The organism is Ramlibacter tataouinensis (assembly GCF_001580455.1).
In the GTDB taxonomy this organism is placed as follows: domain Bacteria; phylum Pseudomonadota; class Gammaproteobacteria; order Burkholderiales; family Burkholderiaceae_C; genus Ramlibacter; species Ramlibacter tataouinensis_B.
In genome coordinates, this window is sequence record NZ_CP010951.1 from 194,442 (window position 1) to 208,322 (window position 13,881).

Annotated in this window: 19 protein-coding genes; 4 read left to right on the forward strand and 15 right to left on the reverse strand. The window is 69.3% G+C overall.

What is annotated here, in order from left to right:
* Positions 1-296 precede the first annotated feature (296 nt).
* Together UC35_RS00960 and thpR are read left to right on the forward strand one after the other, a co-directional pair.
* Entirely contained in the window at positions 297-935 is a 639-nt protein-coding gene (locus tag UC35_RS00960) for a CDP-alcohol phosphatidyltransferase family protein (RefSeq protein ID WP_061495210.1), read from the forward strand.
* Entirely contained in the window at positions 932-1,462 is a 531-nt protein-coding gene (thpR, locus tag UC35_RS00965; protein WP_061495212.1) for an RNA 2',3'-cyclic phosphodiesterase, read from the forward strand. Before UC35_RS00960 ends, thpR begins: the two co-directional genes overlap by 4 nt.
* Before the next feature lie 27 nt (positions 1,463-1,489).
* Here thpR and trxC read toward each other — a convergent pair whose 3' ends face one another.
* From trxC to UC35_RS01005, 8 genes are all read right to left on the reverse strand, one after another.
* The gene (gene trxC / locus UC35_RS00970) at positions 1,490-1,930 is read right to left on the reverse strand and encodes a thioredoxin TrxC (RefSeq protein WP_061495214.1); all 441 of its coding nucleotides are present in this window, start codon (positions 1,928-1,930) and stop codon (positions 1,490-1,492) included.
* Positions 1,931-1,991: 61 nt separating this feature from the next.
* The gene (locus UC35_RS00975) at positions 1,992-2,537 is read right to left on the reverse strand and encodes a hypothetical protein (protein ID WP_061495216.1); all 546 of its coding nucleotides are present in this window, start codon (positions 2,535-2,537) and stop codon (positions 1,992-1,994) included.
* Positions 2,538-2,671: 134 nt separating this feature from the next.
* On the reverse strand, positions 2,672-3,442 hold the full coding sequence (locus UC35_RS00980; RefSeq protein WP_061495218.1) for an SDR family NAD(P)-dependent oxidoreductase: 771 nt from the start codon (positions 3,440-3,442) through the stop codon (positions 2,672-2,674).
* A 48-nt stretch (positions 3,443-3,490) separates the two neighbouring features.
* Positions 3,491-3,925, reverse strand: a complete 435-nt coding sequence (locus UC35_RS00985) for a helix-turn-helix domain-containing protein (RefSeq protein ID WP_061495220.1) — start codon at positions 3,923-3,925, stop codon at positions 3,491-3,493.
* 157 nt (positions 3,926-4,082) lie between these two features.
* The gene (locus UC35_RS00990) at positions 4,083-4,676 is read right to left on the reverse strand and encodes a DUF2889 domain-containing protein (protein WP_061495221.1); all 594 of its coding nucleotides are present in this window, start codon (positions 4,674-4,676) and stop codon (positions 4,083-4,085) included.
* Between the two features lie 101 nt (positions 4,677-4,777).
* On the reverse strand, positions 4,778-5,284 hold the full coding sequence (locus UC35_RS00995) for a GNAT family N-acetyltransferase (protein WP_061495224.1): 507 nt from the start codon (positions 5,282-5,284) through the stop codon (positions 4,778-4,780).
* 57 nt (positions 5,285-5,341) lie between these two features.
* Entirely contained in the window at positions 5,342-6,166 is an 825-nt protein-coding gene (locus tag UC35_RS01000; RefSeq protein WP_061495226.1) for an MBL fold metallo-hydrolase, read from the reverse strand.
* Positions 6,167-6,169: 3 nt separating this feature from the next.
* Positions 6,170-7,201, reverse strand: coding sequence for a BLUF domain-containing protein (locus UC35_RS01005; RefSeq protein ID WP_061495227.1), 1,032 nt, complete (start codon positions 7,199-7,201; stop codon positions 6,170-6,172).
* Between the two features lie 176 nt (positions 7,202-7,377).
* Between UC35_RS01005 and UC35_RS01010 the strand changes: the two genes are divergently transcribed.
* Positions 7,378-8,178 carry a DODA-type extradiol aromatic ring-opening family dioxygenase gene (locus tag UC35_RS01010; protein ID WP_061495230.1) on the forward strand — a complete coding sequence of 267 codons (801 nt, stop codon included), beginning with the start codon at positions 7,378-7,380 and terminating at the stop codon, positions 8,176-8,178.
* Positions 8,179-8,214: 36 nt separating this feature from the next.
* Here UC35_RS01010 and UC35_RS01015 read toward each other — a convergent pair whose 3' ends face one another.
* Entirely contained in the window at positions 8,215-8,778 is a 564-nt protein-coding gene (locus UC35_RS01015) for a histidine phosphatase family protein (protein ID WP_082792500.1), read from the reverse strand.
* 136 nt (positions 8,779-8,914) lie between these two features.
* Here UC35_RS01015 and UC35_RS01020 point away from each other — a divergent pair, with 136 nt between their 5' ends.
* A complete protein-coding gene (locus UC35_RS01020) occupies positions 8,915-9,433 on the forward strand; it encodes a hypothetical protein (RefSeq protein ID WP_227820423.1) in 519 nt (172 codons plus the stop codon).
* 31 nt (positions 9,434-9,464) lie between these two features.
* On the opposite strand, the gene UC35_RS01025 is transcribed toward UC35_RS01020, so the two are convergent.
* From UC35_RS01025 to UC35_RS01050, 6 genes are all read right to left on the reverse strand, one after another.
* Complete coding sequence (locus UC35_RS01025) at positions 9,465-9,878, reverse strand: GFA family protein (protein ID WP_061495232.1); 414 nt, start codon at positions 9,876-9,878, stop codon at positions 9,465-9,467.
* A 28-nt stretch (positions 9,879-9,906) separates the two neighbouring features.
* Entirely contained in the window at positions 9,907-11,595 is a 1,689-nt protein-coding gene (locus tag UC35_RS01030; protein ID WP_061495234.1) for an FAD-dependent oxidoreductase, read from the reverse strand.
* Positions 11,596-11,723: 128 nt separating this feature from the next.
* A complete protein-coding gene (locus tag UC35_RS01035; protein ID WP_061495236.1) occupies positions 11,724-12,521 on the reverse strand; it encodes a class I SAM-dependent methyltransferase in 798 nt (265 codons plus the stop codon).
* Between the two features lie 44 nt (positions 12,522-12,565).
* A complete protein-coding gene (locus UC35_RS01040) occupies positions 12,566-13,024 on the reverse strand; it encodes a deaminase (protein WP_227820424.1) in 459 nt (152 codons plus the stop codon).
* Between the two features lie 15 nt (positions 13,025-13,039).
* On the reverse strand, positions 13,040-13,429 hold the full coding sequence (locus UC35_RS01045; protein WP_061495242.1) for a GFA family protein: 390 nt from the start codon (positions 13,427-13,429) through the stop codon (positions 13,040-13,042).
* A gap of 28 nt (positions 13,430-13,457) precedes the next feature.
* Positions 13,458-13,874, reverse strand: coding sequence for an LIC_13387 family protein (locus UC35_RS01050; protein ID WP_061503618.1), 417 nt, complete (start codon positions 13,872-13,874; stop codon positions 13,458-13,460).
* Positions 13,875-13,881: the final 7 nt, after the last annotated feature.

Sequence of the window (13,881 nt, forward strand, 5' to 3'; positions counted from 1 at the left end):
GATTTCGAGTCGATGATCGCCGGGCTGGCGAGGGTTTCGTTGAATGCCATTTGCATTGCCTCCTGTGTGGTGTGGCTAGTGTCGAAACGCCCCCCCGCCGGCTTGCCCCACTTTCCGGGGGGTACCGTTCGAACCTTGATTTGGATCAGATTGCGGGCCGCCGTTGGCCGCGCGCGCGCGACGCGGGTGACGGTCCGTCACCCGCCAGTCGCCGGACTGCGCTCACAATGGGCAGTGCGCGGCTCCGACGAGTTCGCGCAGCCCAGCCGCGTCAGGTCGCAACAAAGGAGGCCACGATGAACAGGGCAGCCCCTGGGGCACCGCCAAGGCATTTCTCGATGCTGCGCGAATTCCGCCTGGCCGATTTCTTCACGCTGGGCAATGCCGCCTGCGGCGTCGGCGCGGTGCTGCTGGCGATGCTGTACATGGCCAGCCAATCCCGGGTCCACTTCTTCCTGGCGGCGGCGCTGGCGCCGGCGGCCTTCGTGATGGACGTGCTCGACGGGCGCATCGCGCGCGCCCGCCACGAGCACTCGCCGCTCGGCCGCGAGCTCGACTCGTTGTCCGACGTCATCTCCTTCGGCATGGCCCCCGCCGCGCTGGGATTCGCCGCCGGCCTGCAAGGCGGCTGGGATGCGGCCATCCTGATCTACTTCGTCTGCTGCGGCGTCAGCCGGCTCGCGCGCTTCAACGTCACGGCCGAACAGCTCACGGGGGCCACGGGCAAGGTGTCGTATTTCGAAGGAACGCCCATCCCCACCAGCGTCGTGCTCACCGGCCTGCTGGCGCTCGCTGCATGGCAGGGCCACCTGGGCGATGCCCTCTGGGGCGGCAGCGTCGAGCTCGGTCCTTGGGAACTGCACCCGCTGGCGCTGCTATATGCGCTCTCGGGCAGCCTGATGATCAGCAAGACGCTTCGCATCCCCAAGCTTTGAGCGCCGCGCATCCGGATCGCAGCCTGCGCCTGTTCACCGCGCTGTGGCCGCCGCCGCCGGTGCGCGAGGCCATCGCGCGCTGGCAGCACCAATGGCAGTGGCCGCCGGGCGCGGCCGTGGTGCCCACCGATCGCCTGCACATCACCCTGCACTTCCTGGGCAACGTACCTGCCGCTCGCGTGGACGGGCTGCGCGCGGCCTTGCGGCTGCCCTCCACGCCCTTCAGGCTCGACCTCGGCCGCCCCGGCCTGTGGGGCGGCGGAATTGCCGTGCTGTCGCCCGATTGCGTCCCCGAAGCGCTGGGCGCGCTGCACGAGCGCCTGGCCGCGGCGCTGACCGCCGCCGGGCTGCCGACCGAGGAGCGCCCCTACAAACCGCACGTGACGCTGGCGCGGCGTGCGCGCGGCGCCAAGGCGCCTGCGGAAGGGCCTGGCCTGCGCTGGGATGCGCAGGATGGCTTCGTGCTGGTGGAGTCGCTGCCGGGCGGGCGTGGCTACAAGGTGCTGGACCGTTTCGGCCCGGCCTGAAGCGAATCCGTACGCGCTTTGGCCGGGTCAGGCCATCAGGTGCGAGCGGGTCCAGCGCACGATGTCGGCCGCGCCCATGGCGCCGGCCTGCCGCGCCACCTCACGCCCGCCCTGGAACAGCGCCAGTGTCGGGATGCTGCGGATGCCCAGGCGCGCGCTCAGCGCCTGCGCCTCGTCGGTGTTCACCTTGACCAGCCGCACCTGCGGCTCGAGCTGGGCCGCGGCCTGCTCGAAAGCCGGCGCCATCTGGCGGCAGGGGCCGCACCAGGGCGCCCAGAAGTCCACCAACAGGGGCAGTTCGCTGCGGCCCACGTGCCGCTCGAACGCGGCCTCATCCAATGCGGCGGGCTTGCCTTCGAACAGGGGCCGGTGGCAATGGCCGCAACCCGGTGACTTGACGAGGTCGTGCTGCCGCACGCGGTTCGTCGTGTGGCAGTGCGGGCAAACGAGGTGCAGGGTGTCGGCCATGGCGGAAAGCTGGGGCCGTCCAGGCGCGATTGCAAGACCGCGCAAGGCCGCGGCGTGCGGCTCAGGCCGGTCTCTTGGCGGCAGCCGGCTGCTGCGACTCGCTCTCGAGCACGGCGGGCGCGGTCATCAGCGCCTGCAGGGCCTGCAGGTCCGAGGCTAGGTCGTCCTCCGGCTCAACCGGCGCCGGCGCGGCGGTTGGCGTTTGCGGCGCGGCGACCTGCTGGGGTTCGGCCTTGCCGTAGAACTCCCAGCCGACGCTGAACAGCCACTGCCGCGCCTGTGGGTCGATGCTCTCGATCTCGCGCCAGAAGCTCTCCTGCAAGGCATGGACGAAGGGCAGCACCTGCTGGTCGGCCTTGCGCACCAGGAACTGCACATGCATGCCGGATTGCTGCTCGCGCGTGAGCACCGACAGCGACCGGCAGTCGATCCAGTCGGACGGCACGCCATGCTTGCGCATGGTGTCGCGCAGCGCGAGCTTCACCAGGTCCCGCCGCGCGCTGCTGCGCGGCTTGGTGTTGACCCCGACCAGCTGGCTGTCCGCGAATTTCGAGGACACCACCGCCGGTTTGCTGTCGCTGCCGAAGAATTTGCCGATCAGACCCATACCCCTTGTACTGCTCTGCCCTGCGCTGTCCGCAGCGGCGAAATCCCGGCCGCCGATCAGCTGCCGTTCCCCGATGGTAGTGCCGCCGGGCAAGCTCGGCAATGGGCAGGGCCTGTTGACGCCCTGGAAGGGCCTCAGCCCGGCCGGTTCCCGAGGTGCACGCCGCCGTCGAGCAGCAGGAGTTCGCCCGTGATCGTCGGCGCGCCGCAGATCAGCCAGACGATCGCATCGGCGACATCCTCGGGCGTGCTCGCGCGGCGCAGCGGCGCGGTCTGCTCGACTGCGGCCTTGATCTTGTCGTAGCCCTCCTGGCCGACGCCCTCGACGAACCAGCGCGAGGTGATCAGCCCCGGGCAGACGGCATTGACGCGGATATCGGGTGCCAGGCTGCGTGCCAGGTGCAGCGTCATCGCGTTCACCGCGCCCTTGGAGGCGACGTAGGGCACCGATGAACCGATGCCCAGCGCACCGGCAATGGACGAGACATTGACGATGGCGCCACCGGTGGCCCGCAGGTGCGGCACGCAGGCACGCACCATCTGGAAAACGCCGAGGGTGTTGACTCCGAGGATGCGCTGGAACGCCTGGGCGTCCAGGGCGTCCCAGGACGCCGCTTCGCCGAAGACCGAAGTGCCGGCGTTGTTGACCAGCGCGTCCACGCGCTTCCAGCGCCTGGCCACCGCGGCGACCATGGCCTTGCAGTCGGCGTCCTGCGACACGTCGCCGCGCAGCAGCAAGGTGTCGGCGCCCGCTGCCTCGCAGGCGGCCTGCGACTGCCGGGCCTCGTCTTCGCTCTTCGAGTAATTGATGAGGATGTTGTAGCCGCGCTGCGCGAGCATCAGCGCCGCGGCGGCGCCTACGCCCGTGGCCGAACCCGTGACGATGGCGACTTTGCGTTCTTGCATGGCGTGAACCTCCCGAAGCGGTCCACGCAGTCTATCGCGGTGAGTGGTTCAGAGCTCCGCCAGGCGCTTGGCCGCCTCGCGCCGGCCGATGCCCCGCAGCGCGGCGATGGCTTCGATCTGCTTGGCCCGCGGACGCGTGTTCCCGCTTTCCCACTTGTAGACCGACAACGCCGACACCCCGAGCAGCTTGGCCAGCGCGGCGGCCGACAGCCCCAGGCGCCGCCGCTGCGACGCCAGGCTCTTGGCGCTGTAGCGGACGTGGGGTTTGTCGTCGTCCTCCTCCTCCGGCGCGGGCGAGCCCTTGGCAGCGGCCTTGCCCAGGCGGCGCACTTGCTGCTCCAGCGTCTGCATCCGGCGCTTGAGGTGGGCGATCTCGCTGCGATACAGCGTGATGGACTTCTTCATCGCCTCGGTTTCGCCGCGCAGCTCCTTGCGCGAGACGCGGGCGATTTCGCTCTTGAGGACCGTTCCGATGTTGGGCATTTATCGAACCTGCAAGGAGCCCGCACCCGGTCTGTGCCGGGACTGTCTGGGCCGTTTATCTCCACGGGTTCGTATATTAGCTCCGCCCCGTCCGGCAAAGGACCTTGGCGCGCCGCCGAAGTTTAGTTTCTGCTCAGCCGTGGCGGCCGCGTCCGCATCAATTGGCGAGCGTCTTGACGCGGCGGATGGGTTGCCAGCCGGCGAACTTCGGATGGTGCGTGGCAACCAGCGGGCCGTCGAAATCCCAGGCAATGCAGCGCCCCAGGTGATACGGCGGCTGCTCGCGTTGCTGCTGCGCCTGGTCCGCCTGCCTTTGCAGGCGCTCCTTGTAGGGATAGATGGTCTGGTAAGCCGCCGTCGCCATGTTGAAGAGCAATTCGCGCAAGTGCGTGCAGCCACGGACGCCGCCCAGCGCCTTCTCGATCGCCTGACGCCAGCCCGGCCCCATCGCCACACCGATCATGCGCCGCATCGGATCCTCGCCGCGATGGCATTCGCCGTAAGGCGTGGCATCCATGGCCGCCGCAATGTCGTGGATCACCATCCGGTCGTCGATGGTCACGCGGATGGCCATGCCATGCACCGGCGATCCCGGCGGCATGTGCCCGCGCTCGGACATCTCGAACGCGTAGGTCTTGGTGTCGGACAGCTCGCCTTCGATGTCCCACAGGCCATCCTCGCGAAGGAAGCCGCGATAGGTGACGGCCCGGGTATGCAGATGCTGGCGGGGGGCGGGAGCAGGAAGGGGCATGGCGGGTACTGCGAGGAAAACCCCGATTTTCCCAGACACCGGATTTCGACCGGCGGCGCGGGTCTTGGGCGCCGCCTGCGGCTCGCCCTTACAGCGGATGGTTACAGCTGCTTGTAAAAGTAGACCGTATCGCAGTACCCGCCCTGCGGCAGCAGCGCGTAGTTGGGGATGCTGCCCACGCGCTGCCAGCCGCAGCGCTGGTACAGGCGCTCGGCCTCGGCGCTGGCGGTATCGAGCACCAGCAGCGTCTTGCCGCTGGCCCGCGCCGCCTGCTCGGCGGCGCGCATCAGCGCTTCGCCCACGCCGCGGCGCCGGGCGCGCCGGTGCACCAGCATCTTGGAGACGTCCCCCCGATGCGGCTGGTTCTCGGGCTGCTCCAGCACCACCTGGACGGTGCCCACGATGCCCGACGCATCCTCGGCCACGAGCAGGTGGCGCTCGCCGCGCGCGGCCGACTGCGCCACGCCGCTCCAGAAGCTGCGGGCCTTGTCCTGCGTGAACGGCTGCATGAAGCTCACCGAGGCGCCGCCCTCCACGCAGTCGGACAGCACCTCGCAGAGCGCCTGCATGTCGGCGGCGGTCGGCTGCGTGAGTTGGCGGATCTGCATGATGGTGGCGATCGTATCCGAGCCACGACCGGCGTGCCCGCGCGCCTGCGCGCGCGCTCAGCCCACGGCGCGCAGCAGCGGCTTGACCCGGTTCTGCTGGCCGTCCACCACGCCGGTGGGCAGCTGGTAGGCGCGATCGTCGAACAGGTCCACGCCGCACATCAGGTTTTCGATCCACTCGAAGAAATCATGGATCGCATGCTTGCCTTCGATGGGCGCGCCATGCTGCGGCACGATCATCCTGATCGGGAGCTGCCGCGCCATGCGCACCCACAGCCGCAGGATCTTGTTGGACACCATGTAGCGGCGGTGGAAGCCTTCCATCCTGGCGATGTGGCCGGAGAGGTCGGTGACCGGCCTGGCGGCCTCGGCCCCGCTCATGAGCGACACGCCCAGGTCGCCGGTGAACAGGATGCGGCTGACCGGGTCCCAGAAGTGGAAGTTGCCCTCGGAATGCATGAAGTGCGCGGGCAGCAGCCACAGCTCGTTCTCGCCCAGCTGCAGGCAGCCGCCGGCATCCGGCACCCCGATCACGCGCCCTTCGGTCTTGCCCGCCTTGGTGAAGTGCGGCGCAAAGCGTTCCCAGATGCGCGAGATCACCAGCTTGGCGCGGGTCGAGGTCATCCAGCGGTCCAGCGCCGCGATGATGTCCGGGTCGGCATGCGACGCGATCAGGTAGCTCAGGCTTTGCGGCGGGAAGAAACGCGAGATCGTGACGAACAGCTCGTTGTATGCGAGGTTGCCGCCGGGGTCGATGATCGCCCCCACGCCATGGTCGACGATGAGGAACTGGTTGCTTTGCACGGCCTGCCCGTCCTCCTCCACGAGGTCGGTGAACATCAGCACCGCATGGTTGTCATTGCGGAACAGCTCGATCGACATGAATTACCTCAGCATCTGCAAGTTGGAAAGGATTGACGGCGGGCCTGCGCTGGCGGTGGCCCGCCAGTGCGCCAGCACCGGGTACGCGGCCTCCCAGACGCCGGCGCTGTCCAGCGGGTGCGCCTGGGCGTCGAGATAGATCAGGCCGAGCCGGTGCGCCGTGGCAAAGGGCTGCGCGTGGGCCGCCCGGTGCTCGGCCACCCCGAGCAGCACCGGTGGCGCCGGCAAGCCCGCGCACGATTCGGCCACCCTCTGCAGCAGCGGCCAGTCGCGCTCGGGTTCGCCCGACAGCAGCAGAACGATGTGGGAGTAATCGGGAATGAAGGCGCGCGTGAGCGGCATGCCCAGGCCCTTGCGCGCCATGGCGATCACGCGCATCACCCGGTCGGCGTCGGCGAAGTCGACGTAGTCGGTTCCGACATCGAGCCCCTCGTCACCGGCAAAGCGACGGTGCACGACGGACTGCCCGTGCCGCCGGCCCAGCCAGCGCACCAGGTCGAAGGAGGTCGAGCCGGCGGCCGAGCACACCAGGACGCGCTGGAAGACGTCGGCGTTGGTCTGCTGCGACGCCCCCGGATGCTCCAGCGGCGTGGACAGCTGCCGCCATACCGCCGGCGGCGAGTACTGCACGCCGTCGTCCATGGCGCGGCGCAGGCGCGTCACGCGGCGCGACATGCAGGCGTGCGCTTCGTCCGTCTGCACGATCGCCATGGACCAGGGACCGCTCAGCAGGCGCGGGCCGCGGCTGTAGTGCACGATGCGAAGGGAGTGGTGCCGCGGATCCTCCAGCACGCGCCGCATCGACTGGCGCAGGGCGGCCTCGGGGCCTTCCTTCCACTGCACGAACCAGCCCGATTGATGGAGCAATGCAGCGTGGATGCCGGCGGGCACGTTGTGCCGCACCGCCGCGGCGCGTATGGCTTCCATCTCGGCGTACACCGCGCCGGTGATGCTGGACTCGCTGGCGCAGACGACGCGAACGAACGACTCCGGCGGCGGCCGCTCGGTGTCGTCGCCGGTCCCGTCGTGTTGCATGCCGCGATGATGCGCGTGTGCCGATGTGTTTCAGTTGCGCCAAGTCAATGCAGGTTCGGGCCCGGCGTCAGGAGCGCGTAAGCCCTGCGCAGGGTTCAGCGCCTTTGAATGCTCTCGTCAGGCGCCTTGCGCGAGCCGGCGACCCCGCGACTCCACAATGAGAGCAGGAGTTCCCCATGAACCAGTTGGACCGTTTGCCTTCGATCTTCATCTCGCACGGCTCGCCGACCTTTGCCATCGACGCGGGCCGCGCCGGGCCACAGCTGGCCGCGCTGGGGCAACGCCTGCCCCGGCCGGCCGCGGTGCTGGTACTGTCGCCGCACTGGATCACGCGTGGCGTGCGGGTCACGACTTCAACGGCACCGGAAACGATCCACGACTTCGGCGGCTTCCCCGAGGCGCTCTATCGCATCGAATACCCGGCGCCGGGCTCTCCGGGACATGCGACGCGTGCACTGGAACTGCTCGATGCCGACGGCTGGCAGCCCGCGGCGGATGAGCGGCGGGGCCTGGACCATGGCGCCTGGGTGCCGCTGCTGCACCTGTTCCCCCACGCGCAAGTGCCCGTGATCCAGGTGTCCATGCCGCATGACCTGGACGCCGCCGGCGCCCTGCGCCTCGGCCGCACGCTGGCGCCGCTGGCCGGGGAAGGCGTGCTGATCGTCGGCTCGGGCAGCATCACGCACAACCTGCGCGAGGTGCGATGGGACAACAGCGATCCCGGCACCAGCTACGCCGGGGAGTTCGTCGCCTGGGCGCGGCACGCGGTGGACACGCACGACGAGGCCGCGCTGGTCGACTACCTGCAGTCGGCGCCGCACGCGCGCCGCGCGCACCCGACGCCGGATCACTACCTGCCTCTGCCCTTCGCATTCGGTGCGGCGGACAAGGCAGCCCCGGTGCAAGTCATCGATGGCGGTATGACCTTCGGCGTGCTGGCCATGGACAGCTACGTGTTCGGCGCCACGGCGCCCTGATCGCGCGCGAGCCTCAGGCAAGCCGCGGCACCGGCATCAGGGCGCGATGGTGCCCAGCACCTTCAGCTCGCCCTGGCCATCGGGCCGCAGCACCACGCCTTCGCCGGAGGCGGCGGGCATCTGAGTCATCGCCTGGATGTTCGCGCCGTGCGTGACCACCACCAGCGTGCCCGGTCCCTTCCAGCGCTTGAGCACCTGCAGCGCCTGCGCCGTCTGCGCGTCGCGCTCGCCCTGCGGGCGGCCGAACTGCGAATTGAACGCCGGCTCGTCTCGCGGCTGCTGCGCGCCGAACGCCAGCCGCGCCGTCTCACGCGTGCGGCACCACTGCGAGGTGAGCACCGCTCCAACCTGGATCTTGCGGCTGCGGAACTGCTCGCCCAGCTTGCGCGCCTCGGCACGCCCGCTCTCGTCCAGGTTGCGCTGCGTGCTGCAGTCTTCCAGCCGGAAGCCCGGCGGGTCCCCGGTCCCGGGCGCCGTCGCATGCCGCAGCAGCACGATGGCGCCCGGCCGCGCGAGTTCGCCCCAGGCTTCGGCCGCAAAGCCGAAGCTCGATGGGATGACGGCGAGCAACGCCGCCGCCAGGACACGGCGCGCCTTCACGCCCGCAGTGTAGGACCTTGAACAGGCCCTGGTAACGGTCGCGGTTCGCCGTCGCCAACTGGTCCGATCAGCTGTACTTCAGCGGCCACCGGGGCCACACTCCTGCGATCAGGACCCTCCGTGTCATGGTTGACGCATGGCGCCACTGAGCACCTTCCGCACCGGGATGCCCGCGCTTCAGAGTGAAGCCGAAGCGTGGAAGCAGGCGCTGCGCGAAGGCGTGGTGACCGGCAGCCTGGCCGGCGTGCTGTCCACCGCCGTGCTCGTCCTGGCGGGTATGCGCCAGAACCGCAGCGCCGCGGCGCCGATCAACGCCGCCAGCCACTGGATCTGGGGCGACGAATCGTTGCGCGAAGACCGGCCCACCTGGCGCCACACCCTGCCCGGCTACCTGACGCAGCACGCCGCTTCCATCTTCTGGGCCGCCCTGTACTCACGCGTCTGGGGTCACCGGCGCGAAGCCAAGCAATGGCCGCAGGCGCTGGCCGGAGCCGCCACCACCTGCGCGGTGGCCGGCGTCGTCGACTACCTGGTGGTGCCCAAGCGCCTGACACCCGGGTATGAGCACCGGCTCTCCACGGGGGCGATGGTGGCCGTGTACGCAGCGCTCGCGGCAGGGTTCGCGCTGGGCGCGGTGGCGATGCGCGACCGCTGAGGCCAGGCCGCAGCGGTCCTCACATGGGCTGCTACTCCGGCTGCGGCGGGAACTCGGGAAAACGGGGCAGGCCGTCGGACAGGTGCAGCCACGGCAGCCGCTTGCTCTCCCAGTAGTGGAAGGTGGGCTCGACCTGCGCTGGATCGTCCAGGCTGCCGATGGTGATGTCGATCAGGCCGGGAATGTAGTCGGCGACGAAGCTGATCTGTGAGCCGCAGTTCGCGCAGAAGCCGCGCCGGCAACCGGGCGAGGACTCATGGAACTTCGGCCCGCTGCCGGTGAACTCGACCTGGGACTCCTGGTACATGGCCCATGCGACGGCAGGCGCCGCGTTGGCCCTGCGGCACATGGCGCAGTGACACAGGGCCGCCATCACGGGAAGGCCGGTGATCCGGTAGCGAACGGCGCCGCACTGGCATCCACCTTCGAGCGTGTGATCCGGCATGCGTGCCTCCTGAAAATGGTCCGGCCGTCTAGCGCGTTTCCTGCAGGTACTTGTGCACGAAAGCAATCGCCATGCTGCCTTCGCCGACCGCGGATGCCACGCGCTTGACTGGGCTCAGCCTCACATCGCCGCAGGCGAAGACGCCCGGGACGCTGGACTCGAGCAGGTAGGGGTCCCGCCGGCCCGCCCAACGCCCCGCCTTGACGACGTCGTCGCCCGTCAGGACGTAGCCGCGATCGTCGCGTGCGACCTCGGCCGGCAGCCAGTCGGTCTCGGCGTCGGCTCCGATGAAGACGAAGAGGCTTCCGCAGTCGTGTCGGCTCACGGTGGCGCCCCTGTTGTCGCGAATATCGATCGCCGCCAGGCCGGCCTCGCCATGCGCGGCCACCACCTCCGACTGCAGAAGGACCTTCACGTTGTCCTGTTTCGCGATCTGCTCGATCAGGTAGCGCGACATGCTCTTGTCCAGCGAATCGCCGCGCACGACCAGGGTCACGCTGCGCGCATGGTTGGCGAAGTGCAGGGCGGCCTGGCCGGCCGAATTGCCGGCGCCGATCAGGTGGACGTCGAGGCCATGCGTGCCGCTGGCGTCGCTGCGCGATGCGCCGTACTGGACGCCCTTGCCGGCCAGCTTCTCGAAGCCATCGACGGCAAGGCGGCGCCACGAGACACCCGTAGCCAGGATGATGGTGCGAGCCCGTATCACGTCGCCGTCGTCGAGGTGAACCTGCCGGCTGGACGGATCCATGCGGGCGACCGAGCGCGTGACCAGGATCTCCGCCCCGAGCCGTTTGGCCTGCTGCAGCGCGCGGTGGGCGAGTTCGTCGCCCGAGACGCCGTTGGGAAAGCCGAGGTAGTTCTCGATGCGCGAAGACGTGCCGGCCTGACCTCCCGGAGCCTCCCGCTCCACCACCAGGGTGTGCAGGCCTTCGGAGGCGCCGTACACCGCGGCCGCCAGGCCGGCTGGCCCGCCACCGATGATCACGGTGTCGTACTCGGTGGGACCCGGGCTCGTCTGCAGGCCGAGCGCCCGCGCCAGGTCACGCGCCGCGGGCCGGGCCAGCAGCGCGCCGTCGGCAAGTGACTGCACCTCGCCGCTCCCCGGGTTGATCGGCGCCACCCGCAGCACGGGACACTGGTCGTCCGACGGCGCCGGGCCAGGCCATTTCGAACCCAGGTCCGGCGCATCGGGCGTCATCCATTCGAAACTGATCTGGTTGCGCGTGAGGAACTTGCGCAATTCCGCGCAAGCGCTGTCCCAGCGCGTGCCGACGATGGAGACGCGCGGCTTGGGACGCTCGGCGGCGATGCCCTGAAGCCCGCCGATGCGCTCGCGCGCGAGCTTGCCCACCTCCTGCGCGACGGAGGGCGACGCCGACGCAACGGCGTAGTAGTCCTTGAGCTCCACGCGAAGGACCCGGGACGGCTCCGACGCCCGGTACCCGCCCACGAAGGCCATGCCGAAGGTGATCGGCACCTCGCCAAAAATCTGCCCGGGGTTGCGCCAGCCCAGCGTCTTCTCGATGCCATCGATCATCTTGACGACCTGGATCTTCCCCGAAATCACTCCGTACAGCGCGCGGTCACCACCCTCAGGAACCGCGAACTCCCCGGCCGCCAGGTGAAGGTCGGCCGATGCTTTGGCCAGACGCTCGAGTTCGGGCGCCGCAAGCTCGGCGAACAGCTGAATCTTCCGGATGTCTTCGATCGTCAGCATGGTTGTTGTTCAGGGGGGAGAGCAGTGTCGCAGCCTAGCAAAGTTCTTGGGGTCCAGCCAATTCCCCGCGTACGATGGCAATGACGGAGCCGCCGACGCTCACCTCATGGACCCCGAGAAGCGGTGGCTCATGTCGAGCCCCGAATAGCCCAGGCCCGCGCGGTGAGCGAGATGCTGCCATCGGGCTTGGAAGGCACCCGGGCCTGCAAGGCTGCCCTCAGGGCCGCGCGCCGTTCATCCGGCAAGGACATGGCATACGCCGGAGCCGGCCCCTGCCCGCCCAGGAAGGGGCGCCAGTAGTCGTCGAAGCCGGCAAACACTGCCGTCACGTCCAGCGGCGCTGTGTTGACCTGGGTGAACCCAGCGCGCTCGAAGGCCTCACGCAGGGCCGCCGGGTTGCAGAGCGGGAAGCGATGCCCTTCGTGGAGCGGTGCCGCCGCCGGATCGACGGCCACCGCAGCATCCCAGAAGTGCCTGATGACTTCCATCTTGTCCGCGTAGTCCCAGACATAGGCCGCAATGGTTCCGCCGGGCGAAGCCACCCGCGCCATCTCTGCCAACGCAGCCGGCAGGTCCGGGATGAAGTTCAGCACCAGGCCCGAGACGATGACATCACCCGCGCCGTCGGCCAGCGGCAGCGCCGCGGCGCTGCCGGACAGGAAGCTGGCTTGGATGCCAAGCTCCTGAACCGCCAGCTTCAGAAAACCCTCCGAAGGGTCGATACCCACCACGCTCCCGGGGGAACAGTGATCGAGGATCGCGGTGGACAACGCGCCGGTGCCGCAACCGACGTCCACCCATCGCTTGCCCGCGGGCTGGCCCAGCCACGAGAGAAAGAGCGGCGCCACCCGCCGGCTCCAGCGGCCAATGTACTGCTCGTAGGGGTTGCCTTGTTCCCAATGGTCGGACAGCGGTCGTGTGCTCATCGCGCATCACCTCCGAAATCGGCTGCGGTATCGAACGCCCGGCGCTATCCCTGCCGGCCCCTGGGCCGGCCGCCATCTTGCAGGGAAGCGCCAAAGTACATGCGGCTCACCTGGGCATCGGCCGCGGCCGCTTCGCACAGGCTGCAGGGCCGCGAGGTGGAGTACAGGACGGCGCCCGCCAGCGACGCGCGCCCCAGGCGGGCTTGCGCGTCGCGCAGGGCGACCCGCTCGGCATGCGCGTCGGAATTTCCGTCCTTGACCACCCGACTCGGCCCGAAGCCCACCACCTCGCCCTCGATCACCAGCACGGCGCCGTAGCTCTGGTCACCCCAGGACTCGGCCAGGCGCTTCATGTCCTCGGCCAGGCTGAACCATCGCGCGTCCGGATGCGCGTCGACGCCGGCGCCGCGCGCGACCAGCGTGGCGAGCGGCCAGCCAGCCAGGGCGGCCAGCAGGTGTCGGCGCGTCTTGATCGGGCAGCACATCGGGGGGACCCAGCTCACCGCCAGTGTAGGCGGCTAGAACCAGTAGTCGGCGACACACCGGCTGTCGCGCGGCAGGTCCTCGAATGTGTTCAGCCCGTCGAAGTGGTCGACAGGAATCTGTGCCACAGCCTCGGGTTCGGCCAGGCGCAGGTTGACGGCAATCCGCCGGCGCCCTTGCTGATCGGTCCGCTTCGCGCGCCAGAAGGCCACGCAGCCGCAGGCGGGACAGAAGTGGAACTCCAGCGACTCGCCCCGGACATAGGCTCGGGTGCTGCCGGTGACCTTGATGCCCTCGCCTTCGTAGTCGTAAGCCCAGAGCACACCGTAGCGCCGGCACACGGTGCAGTTGCAGGCCGTCGCGCCGTCCGGTTGGCCCGCGAAGGTCCACTGGACAGCTCCGCAATGACAGGATCCCTGGATCATCTCAGTCGTGCCTCACGGGGTGAAAGAGTCAGGCCCCGGCCATGGCAAGCACCAGTGCGCCCACGTAAAAGGCCGTGGCCAGGAGGATGCCGCGAAATGGCACGCTGAACCAGTAGCGCTTGCCCAGCAAGGCGTACGCCGCCAGCGCCAGCAGGCCCAGCGCGAGCAGAAACCACGATTGAAAGAGAAAGGCGCTGTGCACCAGGGCAAGATAGCCGTAGACGGCGCCGAACAGCAAGGCGCCATGGCTGTGGCTCGCGTTGAACCCGACCCAGGCCTTCCACATGGTCGTCTGGCGCGTGAGCACCAGCGGAACCTGCTCCAGCCTCACCCGCAGCTCGGGATCCCGCGGATGCAGCTTGTTGCCGCGGAACGTGTACCACAGGTGCAAGGCGCCGAGTGTGAAGATGATCGCCGCGCTGGCGGCGATGAGAAGCGAGGCCATCGCGATC